This window comes from Variovorax sp. OV329, assembly GCF_900114785.1.
Classification (GTDB): Bacteria; Pseudomonadota; Gammaproteobacteria; order Burkholderiales; family Burkholderiaceae_C; genus Variovorax.
The window spans coordinates 141,458-152,917 of the sequence record NZ_FOUG01000015.1 but is presented as its reverse complement, the minus strand read 5'-3'; the positions used below and the strand labels follow the sequence as shown (position 1 = coordinate 152,917).

The window sequence follows — 11,460 nt, the reverse complement described above, 5'->3', positions numbered from 1 at the left end:
CTCCTCACACAACAGGCCGGATACAAGGCAGCAGCCGACTTCTTCACAACACCGATGCGGGTTACTCCTCATAGCCGGGAGGCATCCATACAAGAAGTCCATGAACGCATCCGCCATCGCCTGCGGCTGCCAGGTGCCGATCGAAATCGCCGGCACCACGCTTGGCAGGCACCGCCACATCTGTGCCTTCTTCCGCGATGCGGAGGAGGAGTACCGCGTGATACTTCCCTTCATCAAGGACGGCCTGGCGCGCGGCGACCGCATTTGCCAGATCGTGGATCCCGAGCATCGCCCGGCCCTGCGGCGGCATTTGCTGGCGTGCGGCGTCGACGTCGAGACCCAAGAGCGCAGCGGCCAGCTGGAGATCCTGTCGGTGCACGACCACTACCTGCGCGACGGCCATTTCGACGTCCAGCGCATGCTTGCAGCCATCCAGAAGCGCTTGTCGGCCGGCGGCGAGCCGCCGATCTTGCGCTTCACCGGCCATGTCGAATGGGCCAGCGAGGACTGGCCGGGCGTGCAGGACTTCCTCGAGTACGAGGCACGTCTGAACGATGTGGTGCCGGAGGGCCGCGATACGGTGGTCTGCCTCTACGACCTCTCGAAGACCTCGGCCGCGCTGGTCGCCGACGTGCTGCGCACGCACCCGGTCGTGATCCTGGGCGGACTGCTGCACGAGAACCCGTTCTACCTGCCGGTCGAACAGTTCGTGCGGGAGCTGAAGGGCCGCCGGCAGGCCCACGCGGCGGCCCGCTAAGGGGCAGCAGACGCGCTCCCTGAGGCGCGAAACGCAGCATCGGGGAAAAGCCGCGCCTAACACCGGCCGAGGCTCAAAGCCTTGGCGTCGAAGGACGACCGTTCGTCTCCAGGCTCGCTGAGGCTGTGCAGCGCGATGCCCTGACCTTCGGCGCGAGGGTCGAATTCGAAAGTACTAGTCGATGCGCTGCAACGCCAGTACCTATGTCCTTTGACGTAAGTATGGCGGCCGGCCATGTCACCCGTGCGTGCTACGGTCCTCACCTCGTGCAGAGGGGCCTCGACAAACAAAACATTTTCTATCGGGCGCTCACTTCGCGCGATCTTGCTCTCGCCATAAGCGGCGGGGCACTGCCGATCCATCATCAGGAGTCGCTCGTGAGATTGAATCCGAAGCTGAGTGCCGGCATCGCCGGCGGCATTGTTACTCTGGCCTTTTCCCTTCCTTCGAACGCCCAGCCGGCTGCTTCCAAGCCGGCCACCGAAGCCACCAAGGCCGCCAATGCGGCCGTCCAATCCGAACTCCCTTTCAACGACAAAGCGGATTTCGAAGACGCGCAGCGCGGCTTCATCGCACGGCCAGACACTCTGACCATCAAAAGCGACAAAGGCGCGCCCGTATGGGACATGGAGGAGTACAAGAAGTACATCGGACTGGACAAGCCAGCGCCCGACACCATCAACCCCAGCCTGTACCGCAATGCACAACTGAGCACGCTCTATGGGCTGTTCAAGGTGCACGACAACATCTACCAAGTGCGCGGCTACGACCTGTCCAATATCACGTTCATCAAGGGAAAAACGGGCTGGATCGTTTTCGATCCGTTGATCTCTGCGGAGCCTGCGAAGGCGGCATTGGACCTGGCCAACGAGAAGCTTGGCAAACGCCCGGTGGTCGGCGTGGTCTACAGCCACAGTCACATCGACCACTACGGCGGAGCGCATGGTGTGGTGAAAACCGAGGACGTGAAGTCCGGAAAGGTCAAGGTTCTGGCACCCGCGGATTTCACCGAGCATGCGGTGAGCGAAAACGTGATTGCTGGCAATGTGATGGGTCGCCGCGCGGTCTACATGTACGGAGCGCTGCTGCCTCGCAACGCGCAGGGCGGCGTCAACGGCGGACTGGGACAGACCACTTCCACCGGCTACTCCGGCCTCATCCTTCCGAACCAGTTCATCAAGAAGACTGGCGAGAAGGTCACGATCGACGGCGTGACCATGGAGTTCCAGATGACGCCGGGAACCGAGGCCCCGTCGGAGATGAACACCTACTTCCCGGCTTGGCGCGCGATGTGGATGGCCGAGAACACCACGAACACGATGCACAACATCCTGACGCTGCGCGGCGCGCAAGTGCGCGATGCGCTGAAGTGGTCGTCGTTTCTCGATGAGACCATCCGCGTCTACGGGCCCAAGACGGACGTGAAGTTCCAGAGCCACCACTGGCCACGTTGGGGCACCGAGAACATCATCGACTACTGGAAGAAGCAACGTGACATGTACAAGTACATGCACGACCAGACGGTCAACCTGATGAACAAGGGCTACACAGGGGAGGAGATCTCCGAAATGATCCAGTTGCCGCCCGAACTCGACAAGTTCTGGCCCAACCGCGGCTACTACGGCACCTTGCGCCATAACTCTCGGGCCATCTACCAGCGCTACATGGGCTGGTACGACGGCAACCCGTCCAGCCTGAATAACCTCCCGCCGGAGCCGGCCGCTAAGAAGTACGTCGAGTACATGGGAGGCGAGGCTGCCGTCCTGCAGAAGGCAAGGGCCGACTTCGACAAGGGCGAATATCGCTGGGTGGCCGAGGCGGTGAAGCACGTGGTGTTCGCAAATCCGCAGGGCGCCGAAGGCAAGAACCTGCTGGCGGACGCCTACGAGCAGTTGGGCTACCAGGCGGAGTCAGGCCCGTGGCGCAGCGTCTACCTGCAGGGCGCCTTCGAGCTGCGCAACGGCGTGCCAAACGTGGGCGGCGTTCAGCCTGCCAATGCGGACACCATTCGGGCAATGCCTCCCGAGATGCTGTTCGACTACCTGTCTGTGCGGCTCAACGGCCCCAAGGCGGCTGGCAAGAAGATCGGGCTGAACCTGAACTTCAGCGATCTGAAAAAGCAGTATGGCCTCGATGTGGAGAACGCCGTACTGCACTACGGGCCACCGCTCAAGCAGGCCGACGCCACTCTCACCATGGCCAAGGCCACGCTGGACGCGATCCAAAACAAGGAGCTGTCCATCGACGACGCGATCTCGAAGGGGCAGCTGAAAGTGGATGGCAAGCGTGAGAGCTTCACCGACTTCATGGGCCTGCTGGACGAGTTCCCGTTCTGGTTCAATATCTCAACGCCATGACTCGGATCGGTGGCGCGCCTTGCGTCACTGAGAAGCCTCGACTGTCTGGTCGTGGCCCGACGTGCTCGGCTTCCGGGAGTTCCATCCGCAACGGGGCCGAGCGTTCATTCTTTGGCAAAGAGAAGGTCATCGCCATGACTCATGAGAAGTCCTCCCCACCGACCTCACCTTTCAATTAGGCAGTCGACCAACGTTTCCGTTCTGGCCGCTCAGCAGAGGAAGAACGAACGGCTGAAGGCGCAGCTCGCGAAGAAGGCCGCCGGGCGCGTGCACGCCTTGGCCGGAGACCTGGTCGATTCCGCCGCGCCCTCGCAACCCAAAATCAAACCTAAATAGCCGATCCATTTGCGTGTGAGGAAGAGCGAAGCGCCTTGTTGGTCGGAAGTCGGCAGCCGGCCCAGAAGCAGCCGGTGGGCCGCGTCGCAGAATTAGTGGCATTGCAGACGTTCGCGGCGCGCGTACAACAATTTGCGTCGGGGTTGGTGTCGCCTGACTTGAAGCGCGTGCACACAAATCGGCGGCCATGAACAATGGGCCGAGATCAGACCTTCAATCTATGACTCAATCCGCATCGCAAGCCTGGGCCTTCTACCGCGATGTTGCCGCAGCCAAGACGCTATGGACTGTCGAGGACGATGTTGGGTATCCAGCCCCGAAGACAGTACGCAGGCGCCTCTCGGGGCGATTGCAACGCCTGCGCGGCCTCAAGTGAAACTCAATCGTTCATGAAGCTGGCGCGGCCTGCACGACACAACCGGCTTGTTGAAGCCTGCGGATCAGGCGGTTGGCGGTCCTGGCGGCATCGGCGCGGTCGAAGTGTGCGGCGCCGAGTTCGTCCCATGCGTCCGGGGTCACTTGGCCCGCGTTAGCTGCGGGCCACGGACGGGACCTTCGACGGTCCTGGACCCCTGACCTGAACCTCAGCGATCGAAGCCAGTCGCTGAACTGACGGCGCGCGCCGCCCGTGTGCAGGCTTAACCTAGCTTGCGCGATGCGGCCCCGCCGACGCAAGATGCGGCTCGCATCCGCGACACATGACAGTTCCTTCGAGGAGACACGATGAAGAAGACCTTGCCCCCCCGCGCCCTCCTGGCGCTGTTGCTCCCCGCAGCCCTGGCCGGCTGCGCCAGCATGGGCAACTCGACCGTGCTGGTCGACGGCCCCCGCGGCCTGGAGAACTTCAACCGCGTCGGCGAAGCCAACTGGAGCGCCGTCGACGGCGCGATCCAGGCGACTGCAGGCGGCAAGGACCCGGCCTACCTCGTTACCAAGGTCTCGTACACCGACTTCGTCATTCGCGCCGAGTTCTGGGCCAGCGACGACGCCAACAGCGGCGTCTTCATCCGCTGCAGAAATCCTGCCGAGATTGGCGACGAGACCTGCTATGAGGCCAACATCTTCGACCAGCGGCCCGACCCGACCTACGGCACCGGCGCAATCGTCAAGGTCGCCGCGGTGTCGCCTATGCCCAAGGCGGGCGGCAAGTGGAACACCTACGAGATCACCGCTCGCGGCAAGCGCCTGACCTTGGTGCTGAACGGCGTGAAGACGGTCGACGTCGAGGACGGCAAGCTCGCCAGCGGTCCGATCGCGCTGCAGTGGGGGCGCGGCACGATCAAGTTCCGCAAGGTCGAGATCACGCCGCTCTGAGCGTCGGCGCCGCGGCACGCCGACGCAGGTTGCTCAGCGTGTGGGCGTCGTCGTCCTCATGCAAAGCCTCGGCCTGGTGCGAGCGGCGCCGCCGGGCGTCCCGCCGCATTGACCAAATGCTGGATTGCGCGGCCCTGGCAGAAGGTCACCTGGCGTGGTGGGTCCGGCTGCGTCCGCTTTCGGTTGGCGGAAAGGCTCGGACAGACTGGCTGGGTCGGATGCCGCCATAGCCGTCGCGCGGCCCACACGCGACTTCGCTGGCTCGGTGGCGGCAACGCGTCCTGATCTGACGCTCGGATACGTCCACGGGACTGCTCTTGACGGCCACGAGCCGACCTCAGAAGCGCTGCAGGAAGAAGGCGGAAAGCTGACGTTGCGCTCGGGCGTAACCATCGTGAAGTCCGAGATTGCCAGCTAGGTCAGTTTGGAACGTCGCGCGCGCACTTTCTTTCCCGCCGGGGTTAGCCGTGCTGCTGGCGCCCTCGGACTCCAAGCGCGCCCTTAAAAGGGTCCTCAAGGATTATTTGCTGTTCGACCATCTGCCTGGCGCGACCGGACAACGCGTCCAACGATTGCCTTGTCGCCTCTGCATGATGGACGGCATCATCAGCCGCGTCGATGAACTGCTTCAGCAGCATGCTGGCTTTCAATCGGAGTTCGTCAAGCTTGAGAGTTTCCGGTGCCAAGTCTGTATTCGGCGGCGAACTTCTAATCTTTTTGAGAAGCTCGCGTTCAGCATCGAGAACACGGGCTTCCGCTTTCGCCCACTCTGCATAAGTTGAGGGATAACCGTATGTCATATGCGTCCTCAAAACGGATAGGAACATGCCAGTCGCAGGGTACCTGCCGGCGCGCATTTTTGCTGCAACGCTCTCCCACGTCTGTAGGCTGCCGCCGCAACTCTTTCGCACGCTGGCGTCGCTGAGGTCGCACGCAGGCAAGGTGTCTGGAGGTCCAACGCGGAAAACCCGGACCCGACGAAAGCGCTCTGTAGGCCTGAGTCCAGGAAATCTCAGAAAATGGGGTCCTGCGTTCGACGGAGCGCGCCACAGAATAGCGTTACTGGCAAAGCCAGCGTTCCTGCTGAGCGGCTTTCCTTTGTGCCCTAGGCTGCGGAGTTCAATCATCAGATTTGTTCGTGCACCTAGGGTGCACCATGCGCAAATTTCACTCCTCCTTGTTCGAGTGGCAGGAAGCCGAAAGGGCAGCACGGTCAGCCGAGCTGCGGATATACGAGACGTACTGCGGCGTGAATTCACTTTCCATCCGACCTCTCGCACGCGCGAGCACTGCGTACCATGGCTTCAAAGCTTCTCCGCACTTTTTTAGACGACGTTCGTTCTCGCGCTGAGTCGCTCAAGTGGTGAGGGCTGATGCGCGGAAATCCTACCTTTTTGAAAAAGGCGCAGGTCGGCGGAGCACAATCTGGTTGTGCACACTACGGGTTGGGGGCCGGCCATGCTCGACCGAGTTGTCGAGGAGCGACATCTGCAGCTAGCAGATGCTCACATCGTGCTCGCCGTGAACCTCATTGCTCGCATGGAACGCCTTGCTCAAGGTTCCCGCGAGCGAGGCCACGACGCACAGCCCGCAACCCGCAGCCTCAGCGCAATGCGTGCCGTGCTTTCGGCGTTCCATGCCCACCGAAACTACATCGTCCAGGCGATTTCAGACATCGATGCTGGAAAGCTTTGAGAAACTTCTCGTCCGGCCAGCTGTAACTCTGGTGCAGGACCTGTCACACCAACGTCAGCTTTCGCCCTAGGAGCAAGTTCCGCAAAGGGCACGAAGCCGGCATCCCGGCCGGCGGAAAGCGCGAGGGCCCTTCGCAGGCCCCGCCGTGCTGCCTGCTGGGAGGCAGCAGGCTCTCTCGCTCAGATGGACGGGAGGGGGAAGCCTGCTCGGGCGCAGAGATGCACAAAGCAGGACGGCAGCTGCGATCGCAGGGATGCAGCGGCCATGAAGTGTGGATGGCATCGGGAGGCTCGTCGCGAAGAGTGGTATGAGGCGGGGATCTCGCCTCACGCGCAGTGTTGAGCGGAGGGCCGGGATGGGGATGAGGCCGCGATCTGGAGAAGCCGCGGGCTTGGCGCGGGTCGGATCGCTTCCGGGTGGGTCAGGTTGGCGAGCGCATGCGGCGCTGCGACCCCTCAGGCGGAATCAACTGCCTGGGAGCGAGTCCCCTGCGAGGACTCGAAGTCGGCCGGCGCATCGGGCCGGCCTGCTCTTGGAACCTTTTGCCTAGCTGCGCGAATTCCGCGTGCCGTTGCCTGCGCAGTCGAGCCAGTACGGCATCTCGCTGCTGCCCACGCCCAGGTCGCTGAACTCGCGCTGGCCCAGCGCCGACAGCTCCTGTCGCAGCGCGCGAAGGCGGCTGCGCTCCTGCGCACGCGCACGCCAGCGTGCCAAGCCACCGAGCAGGTCGATTTTGGAGAGATGTGGCAAGTACAGGACGGCGGTGTTCATGGCGGGCTCCGTGGCGGTGGTGAATCGAGTGAAAAGTGAGAGTGAGGCGATCTTCCTTTGATTCGAGTCATCATGGAAGTTGAGATTCCTGAAGCGTGGAATCAGAATAGCTGATGCGTCAGATCAACCTCGACCAGCTCCAGACCCTCATCGCCATTGCCGACCTGGGCAGCTTCTCGGCCGCCGCGCAGGCGCTGCACCTGGCCCAGCCCACGGTGAGCCTGCATGTGAGCGAGCTGGAGTCGCGCCTGGGCGTGCCGCTGATGCTGCGCGGTGCGCGCCGCGTGCGGCCCACGCCGGCGGGCGCCGAGCTCATCGATCGCGGCCGGCGCCTGCTGCGCGAGGTGGACGAGGCCGTCGATGCCGCGCAACGACTGCATGCGGGCCTGGAAGGCCGGGTGCGGCTGGGCGTGAGCACCACCAGCATCGTGGTGGACCTGCTGCCCCCGGTGTTCAAGCTGCTGGCGCAACGCTATCCGGGCATCGAGGTCTCGCCGCTGTTCATCGGCTCGGACGCATCGGCAGCCGGCCTGCAGGCCGGCACGGTGGACGTGGCGCTGGTCTCGCAGCCGCAGCCGGCGGTGCCGGGCGTGCGCTTCACGCCCTGGGCGCAGCACGAAATGCAGGCATTGGTGCCGGCGCAGTGGAAATCCCCCAGGCGCGCCACGCCGGCCTGGCTGGCGCAGCATCCCCTGATCATGAACGAGCCGGGCACGCGCATGTTCGCGCTGACCATGGAGTGGTTCGGCCGCGCCGGCTTCGCGCCGCGGCCACGCATCGAGCACAACTACGACGTGGCCATGCGCGGCCTGGTGGAGGCGGGGTACGGCGCCGCCTTGCTGCCGCTGCGGCAGGACGAAGACGCCACGCCCGACGCGCGCGTGCGCATGCTGCCCCTGAGCCCCCGCCTGGTGCGCAACCTGGTGATCGGACACCGCGCGGACGAGGCGCGCGACGGTGCGGTGGGCCGTGTGGTGGAGGTGCTGGTCGAGCAGTCGCGCATCCAGGCCAGAGCGCGCTGAACGGGGCTGTGGCAGCATCGGAGCGGGCGCGCGTGCCTCGCTGCGCATCCGGCTTCACCTCTTCTCCCGCTTCAATGACCTCGCAGATCCTGGGCGCCAGCCCGTCCTCCCGCGCCAACGCCCGTGCCATCGCCACCATGATCGGCGCCATGACCTGCTTCGTGCTCAACGATGCGCTGGTCAAGCACGTGAGCGAGTCGCTGCCCTCGGCGCAGCTCATCTTCCTGCGCGGCGTGATGGCCTCGGTGCTGGTGCTGATGGTGGCCCGGCACCTGGGTGCACTGCGGCACTACCGGGCACTGGCCAATCCGCGGGTGGCGCTGCGCGGCGCGGTCGATGCGTGCGCGACCATGCTCTACCTGGCCTCGCTGTTCCGGCTGCCGATTGCCAATGCCACGGCCATCAACCTGGCCGCGCCCCTGTTCATGACCGTGTTCGCGGTGTTCTTCCTGCGCGAGCGCGCAGGCTTCGCGCGCTGGCTGGCGGTGGTGCTGGGCTTCGCCGGCGTGCTGTGCATCGTGCAGCCCAGCGGCGACGGCTTCAACGCCTGGGCCCTGCTGTGCCTGCTGGGCACGCTCTTCCATGCCACGCGAGACCTGATGACGCGGCGCATCGAGCCCGGCATTCCCTCGATCATCATCACGCTGGCCACCGCCTTGTCCGTCACCGTGCTGGCGGGCTGCCTGACCCTGTTCAGCGGCTGGCAGGCCTTCGGGCCGCGCGAGCTGGGCCTGCTGGGCGTGGCGGCGGCCTTCCTGGCCTCGGGCTACTTCCTGCTGGTGCAGTGCATGCGTTCGGGCGACGTGTCGCTCACCGCGCCTTTTCGTTACTGCGCGGTGCTGGTGGCCGTGCTGCTGGGCTACGCGGTGTGGGACGAGGTGCCCAACGCCTGGGCCTGGATGGGCATCGCGCTGCTGGTGGGGTCGGGGCTGTACATGCTGCACAACGAGCGAAGCCGGCAGCGGGCCGCGCTGGACGCCCAGCCGGAGTGAAGCCGGCGCGGCGTCTTCACCGATGCTGCGGATGCCGTCCTCGAAGCCGCGACCAGAGCGCGCGAAGGCGCCGTGCCCGATCCTCGAAGACGAAGGAACCCGCAAGCGCCAGTACGCCGGAGACGATGCCCGTGAGCACCGCCTCCAGCCCCGGAATGCTGAAGTGCCCCGGGTGCGAGAAAGCATCGCCGATGGCGGTCAGGGCGCCCACGACCATCGCGTTGCCGTAGCGGTTGGAGAAAAGCCGGGACGCCGGCGTGAAGCTCAGCACCAGCGCCAGGATGCCCGTCAGCAGCCCAGTCTGCAGCGCAAGCTGCCAATGCGGGATGCTCAGCAGGTTGCCCAGGCTCCCGGGCATGCAACTCACGCAGGCGCTGGTGGGCTGCCAGAAGCGCTGGATGAACAGGATGACGCGACGCTTCCATGAGATCGGCATGACGTGGCTCCGGTCGGTGCACCGGGGGGCAATGCTCGCACATCGTGAAGGTAAATGGCGGCCGCTATCCCGCGCGGATGGTGGGCGCGGCGTCATCGAGCGCCAGTGCCTGCACCGGGCTTCGAGCCGTGCGGCGGCTCAGGTGCGAGAGGCCGCGCGGCAGAAGGTGCACTGCCGTGGCCAGCACCACCGCCAGCAGCAGGCCTGCGGCGATGTCGATGGGGAAATGAACGTTGGCGTGGATGCGCCCCCAGCTTGTGAGGACGGCCAGCAGCGTCGCGGCCAGCGCAGTGAGCCGCAGGTTCGGTCTGCGCCACAGCAGCAGTGCCACCGTGAACATCACGCTGGCATGCGCGCTGGGCAGGCCGCCGCGTGCGCCGTGCGGAATGCGCGGTGTGCCCAGGCCGGCCATGTAGGGCCGCACGAAGCCCAGTGAATCGGCCAGTGCGTGGGCTATCGCCGAGGCAAGCAAGGCGGCCAGGACGACGGCGCAGGCGTGGATTCGCTCCTGCGGATGGCGCACGATGACCCAGGCCACCAGCGCCGCGCCCAGGGTGGCGCCGTGCCGGGCCAGCCACAGCAGGGCTTGGGTGAAGACCTGTTCAGCGCGCAGCGCTTCGAAAATGGCCAGATGGATCGCCTGCATCCGGCCATGGTGCGAGCCGAGCATGAACCGGGGATGAAAGCCCCGTGACGCTGGCAAGGCAGTGGTCCCGGCGAGACGGAACCTTGGTGCTCAGTTCAGGAATGCGAGACGCCCAGCAGCTCGTGCAGGCGCGTGCTGGTGGTGGTGTATTGCAGCGGGATGGCCTTGTCAGGAAATACCAGCGCGCTCGCGCCCCAGGCGGCCAGCGTGGCCTCGTGGAAGCCGCAGACGATCAGCTTCTTCTTGCCCGGGTAGCTGTTGATGTCGCCCACCGCGAACACGCCGGGCTCGCTCGTCTGGTACTTCTCGGTGTCCACCGGCACCTGTTTGCGCGCCATCTGCAAGCCCCAGTCGGCAATGGGGCCCAGGCGCGGCGAGATGCCGGGGTAGGCCAGCCAGGCCTCGGTCTCGATCACGATGGGCTCGCCCTCGGGCGGGGCCACGCTGAGGCGGCGGCCGTCGAAGGCCTGCGGCTGGCCGATGACCAGGCGCAGCGCACCCTGGGCGATGCGGTCGCGGACGCGGCCCACGGTTTCTTCCTCGGCCTGGAAGCCGTCGCGGCGATGCAGCAGCGTCACGTCGCGAGCGACGCCCAGCAGCTTAAGCGCGGCTTCGAGCGCCTCGTCGTCGCCGCCATGCACCAGCACCGATTGCCCGGCAAAGCGCTCCAGCGAATCGGGGTGGTAGAAGAGCCGGCTGCCCTCGAAGGCTTCGAGGCCCGGCACCGCGATGTGCTTGGGCAGGAAGGCGCCCACGCCGGCGGCGATGAAGACGGTCTTCGCCAGGAACTGCGTGCCGCGCGAGGTGCCCAGCAGCAGCCGGCCGTCCACCTGGCGGGCCAGCGTGGCGACCTGCTGGCCCAGGTGGAACTCGGGAGAGAAGGGCTCGACCTGCCGCAGCAGCGACTCGACCAAGCCACGCCCGGTGGTGACCGGCGTGCCGGGAATGTCGTAGATGGGCTTGTCGCCGTAGAGCTGCACGCACTGGCCGCCCGCGAAGGGCAGCGCGTCGACGACGTGGCAGGAGATTTCCAGCAGGCCCAGTTGGAAGACCTGGAACAGACCGACCGGGCCCGCGCCGATGACCAGCGCGTCGCATTCGATCGGTGCCGTGGACTGCATCAGTCGCTGGCGC

General features: G+C 65.3%; 11 protein-coding genes. 6 read left to right on the top strand and 5 right to left on the bottom strand.

All coding sequences use genetic code 11. The features are described from left to right. Positions 1 to 100 precede the first annotated feature (100 nt). The 3 genes from BM345_RS22310 to BM345_RS22300 all read left to right on the top strand — a co-directional run bounded on the left by BM345_RS22310 (position 101) and on the right by BM345_RS22300 (position 4,764). The gene (locus tag BM345_RS22310; RefSeq protein ID WP_093383813.1) at positions 101 to 757 is read left to right on the top strand and encodes an MEDS domain-containing protein; all 657 of its coding nucleotides are present in this window, start codon (positions 101 to 103) and stop codon (positions 755 to 757) included. 203 nt (positions 758 to 960) lie between these two features. After that, positions 961 to 3,114 (top strand): alkyl/aryl-sulfatase, encoded by a 2,154-nt coding sequence (locus BM345_RS22305; protein ID WP_254789900.1) that lies wholly within the window; start codon positions 961 to 963, stop codon positions 3,112 to 3,114. A gap of 1,059 nt (positions 3,115 to 4,173) precedes the next feature. Further along, the gene (locus tag BM345_RS22300) at positions 4,174 to 4,764 is read left to right on the top strand and encodes a 3-keto-disaccharide hydrolase (RefSeq protein ID WP_093383807.1); all 591 of its coding nucleotides are present in this window, start codon (positions 4,174 to 4,176) and stop codon (positions 4,762 to 4,764) included. 461 nt (positions 4,765 to 5,225) lie between these two features. Here BM345_RS22300 and BM345_RS29830 read toward each other — a convergent pair whose 3' ends face one another. Further along, complete coding sequence (locus BM345_RS29830) at positions 5,226 to 5,591, bottom strand: hypothetical protein (protein ID WP_139237587.1); 366 nt, start codon at positions 5,589 to 5,591, stop codon at positions 5,226 to 5,228. 631 nt (positions 5,592 to 6,222) lie between these two features. Here BM345_RS29830 and BM345_RS29825 point away from each other — a divergent pair. After that, on the top strand, positions 6,223 to 6,459 hold the full coding sequence (locus tag BM345_RS29825) for a hypothetical protein (RefSeq protein ID WP_139237586.1): 237 nt from the start codon (positions 6,223 to 6,225) through the stop codon (positions 6,457 to 6,459). A gap of 546 nt (positions 6,460 to 7,005) precedes the next feature. On the opposite strand, the gene BM345_RS22295 is transcribed toward BM345_RS29825, so the two are convergent. Then, positions 7,006 to 7,230: a hypothetical protein gene (locus BM345_RS22295; RefSeq protein WP_093383804.1), complete on the bottom strand. Its 225-nt coding sequence runs from the start codon at positions 7,228 to 7,230 to the stop codon at positions 7,006 to 7,008. 113 nt (positions 7,231 to 7,343) lie between these two features. Between BM345_RS22295 and BM345_RS22290 the strand changes: the two genes are divergently transcribed. Both BM345_RS22290 and BM345_RS22285 read left to right on the top strand, forming a co-directional pair. Further along, positions 7,344 to 8,252 (top strand): LysR family transcriptional regulator, encoded by a 909-nt coding sequence (locus BM345_RS22290; protein WP_093383801.1) that lies wholly within the window; start codon positions 7,344 to 7,346, stop codon positions 8,250 to 8,252. Between the two features lie 74 nt (positions 8,253 to 8,326). Then, positions 8,327 to 9,244, top strand: coding sequence for a DMT family transporter (locus tag BM345_RS22285; RefSeq protein WP_093383799.1), 918 nt, complete (start codon positions 8,327 to 8,329; stop codon positions 9,242 to 9,244). 16 nt (positions 9,245 to 9,260) lie between these two features. Here BM345_RS22285 and BM345_RS22280 read toward each other — a convergent pair whose 3' ends face one another. The 3 genes from BM345_RS22280 to BM345_RS22270 all read right to left on the bottom strand — a co-directional run bounded on the left by BM345_RS22280 (position 9,261) and on the right by BM345_RS22270 (position 11,447). Continuing rightward, positions 9,261 to 9,680 carry a hypothetical protein gene (locus tag BM345_RS22280; protein ID WP_093383796.1) on the bottom strand — a complete coding sequence of 140 codons (420 nt, stop codon included), beginning with the start codon at positions 9,678 to 9,680 and terminating at the stop codon, positions 9,261 to 9,263. A 64-nt stretch (positions 9,681 to 9,744) separates the two neighbouring features. Continuing rightward, positions 9,745 to 10,326 carry a phosphatase PAP2 family protein gene (locus BM345_RS22275; RefSeq protein WP_175545114.1) on the bottom strand — a complete coding sequence of 194 codons (582 nt, stop codon included), beginning with the start codon at positions 10,324 to 10,326 and terminating at the stop codon, positions 9,745 to 9,747. Positions 10,327 to 10,421: 95 nt separating this feature from the next. Next, positions 10,422 to 11,447, bottom strand: a complete 1,026-nt coding sequence (locus BM345_RS22270; RefSeq protein ID WP_093383790.1) for an NAD(P)/FAD-dependent oxidoreductase — start codon at positions 11,445 to 11,447, stop codon at positions 10,422 to 10,424. Between the last annotated feature and the right edge of the window lie 13 nt (positions 11,448 to 11,460).

Excerpts from the sequence above, each read along its gene's own strand:
- BM345_RS22285 (WP_093383799.1), top strand. The coding sequence starts at position 8,327 with ATGACCTCGCAGATCCTGGGCGCCAGCCCGTCCTCCCGCGCCAACGCC.
- BM345_RS22290 (WP_093383801.1), top strand. The coding sequence starts at position 7,344 with ATGCGTCAGATCAACCTCGACCAGCTCCAGACCCTCATCGCCATTGCC.
- BM345_RS22295 (WP_093383804.1), bottom strand. The coding sequence starts at position 7,230 with ATGAACACCGCCGTCCTGTACTTGCCACATCTCTCCAAAATCGACCTG.
- BM345_RS22270 (WP_093383790.1), bottom strand. The coding sequence starts at position 11,447 with ATGCAGTCCACGGCACCGATCGAATGCGACGCGCTGGTCATCGGCGCG.
- BM345_RS22275 (WP_175545114.1), bottom strand. The coding sequence starts at position 10,326 with ATGCAGGCGATCCATCTGGCCATTTTCGAAGCGCTGCGCGCTGAACAG.
- BM345_RS22280 (WP_093383796.1), bottom strand. The coding sequence starts at position 9,680 with ATGCCGATCTCATGGAAGCGTCGCGTCATCCTGTTCATCCAGCGCTTC.
- BM345_RS29825 (WP_139237586.1), top strand. The coding sequence starts at position 6,223 with ATGCTCGACCGAGTTGTCGAGGAGCGACATCTGCAGCTAGCAGATGCT.
- BM345_RS22300 (WP_093383807.1), top strand. The coding sequence starts at position 4,174 with ATGAAGAAGACCTTGCCCCCCCGCGCCCTCCTGGCGCTGTTGCTCCCC.
- BM345_RS22310 (WP_093383813.1), top strand. The coding sequence starts at position 101 with ATGAACGCATCCGCCATCGCCTGCGGCTGCCAGGTGCCGATCGAAATC.
- BM345_RS29830 (WP_139237587.1), bottom strand. The coding sequence starts at position 5,591 with ATGTTCCTATCCGTTTTGAGGACGCATATGACATACGGTTATCCCTCA.
- BM345_RS22305 (WP_254789900.1), top strand. The coding sequence starts at position 961 with ATGTCCTTTGACGTAAGTATGGCGGCCGGCCATGTCACCCGTGCGTGC.